The following is a 1,235-nucleotide window of genomic DNA, read 5'->3' on the forward strand; positions in this document are numbered from 1 at the left end:
GGGCCAGCCTGGCACTGCGCCCGCCGGCCGACCGGGCCCTGCGGCCGGTGGCGGCGCTGCGGCTCGGATTCGGCGTGCTGCGTGCCTCGGTCGGTGCCGGCATCGACATCGCGCGCCGCGTCTTCGATCCGCGGCTGCCGATCCGGCCGGGGCTGGTGGCGGTGCCGACCGGCCTGCCGCCGGGCCCGGTGCGCGACGGGTTCCGTCTGCTGTCCAGCCTGCAGCCGGGCACGCTGCCGGCGGGGCTGGCCGGGGAGGGGCGGATCCTCGTCCACGCGCTCGACACGCGCCTGCCGGTCGAGGCGGAAACCCGCGCCGCGGAGGCGCTGTTCGCCGCTGCGGCGGGGCGGGAGGGCCAGGGTGGCTGAGGCGCTGCTGCTGCTCGCCCTGGTGATCCTGGCCGCATCCGCTGCCGGGCTGTGGCGCGTGCTGCGCGGACCCAGCCGGTCGGACCGGCTGATGGCGACGCAGTTGCTCTGCACCGGCGGGATCGCGGGGCTGCTGATCCTTGCGGCGGCGATGCGCGACGCGGCGCTTCTGGACGTGGCGCTGGTGCTGGCGCTGCTGGGCGCGATCGCCTCGGTCGCCTTTGTGCTCGCGGCGCGGCTGGCGGAGGGGCGGTGACGGGGCTCGCGCAGCTGATCGGGCTGCTGGCGGTCGCCGCCGGCGCGGTGTTCTTCGTGGCGGGCACGGTCGGGCTGATCCGCTTTCCCGATACGCTCAGCCGGCTGCACGCGCTGACCAAGGCGGACAACCTCGGCCTGGGCCTGGTGGTGCTTGGGCTGCTGCCCTTCGCGCCGGGCTGGGATGCCGCGCTGAAGATGCTGCTGGTCTGGGGGCTGGTGCTGCTCTCCGGGGGGACGGTGGCGCAGATGATCGCGGAGCGGCTGCGCGACCCGGATGCGCGCCGGGACCCGCCCGCATGATCTCTGGCTGGCTGCTGGACGGGGCCATCGCGCTGCTGGTGCTGGCGGCGGCGGTCTGGACGCTGGCTGCGCCCAGCGTGTTCGGCGGCGTCGTCGGCTTCGTCGCCTTCGGGCTGCTGCTCACCCTGGCCTGGGCACGGCTGGGCGCCGTGGACGTCGCGCTGACCGAGGCGGCGATCGGTGCGGGCGCCACCGGCCTGATCCTGCTGGTCGCGGCGGTGCGGCTGCGCGGCGGGACGGAGGAGGTCTCGGCCGCGACGCCCGGCCGCGCGCAGACGGTCGCCGCCGGCCTGCTGGCGGGCGCGCTGG

At 76.8% G+C, this 1,235-nt stretch carries 4 protein-coding genes; all 4 read left to right on the forward strand.

Annotated features, from left to right (window positions below):
* The coding region (locus OZN99_RS31935; protein ID WP_270939209.1) for a Na+/H+ antiporter subunit E at positions 1–368 on the forward strand (368 nt) is incomplete at its 5' end.
* Complete coding sequence (locus OZN99_RS31940; protein ID WP_270939210.1) at positions 361–624, forward strand: monovalent cation/H+ antiporter complex subunit F; 264 nt, start codon at positions 361–363, stop codon at positions 622–624. The genes OZN99_RS31935 and OZN99_RS31940, both read left to right, overlap by 8 nt.
* Positions 621–926, forward strand: coding sequence for a cation:proton antiporter (locus OZN99_RS31945; RefSeq protein WP_270939211.1), 306 nt, complete (start codon positions 621–623; stop codon positions 924–926). The genes OZN99_RS31940 and OZN99_RS31945 overlap by 4 nt, the downstream gene beginning before the upstream one ends.
* Positions 923–1,235 (forward strand): Na(+)/H(+) antiporter subunit B (locus OZN99_RS31950; RefSeq protein WP_270939212.1); only part of this gene is annotated, 313 nt, incomplete at its 3' end. The genes OZN99_RS31945 and OZN99_RS31950, both read left to right, overlap by 4 nt.

This window comes from Falsiroseomonas oryzae (genome assembly GCF_027856955.1).
In the GTDB taxonomy this organism is placed as follows: Bacteria; Pseudomonadota; Alphaproteobacteria; order Acetobacterales; family Acetobacteraceae; genus Falsiroseomonas; species Falsiroseomonas oryzae.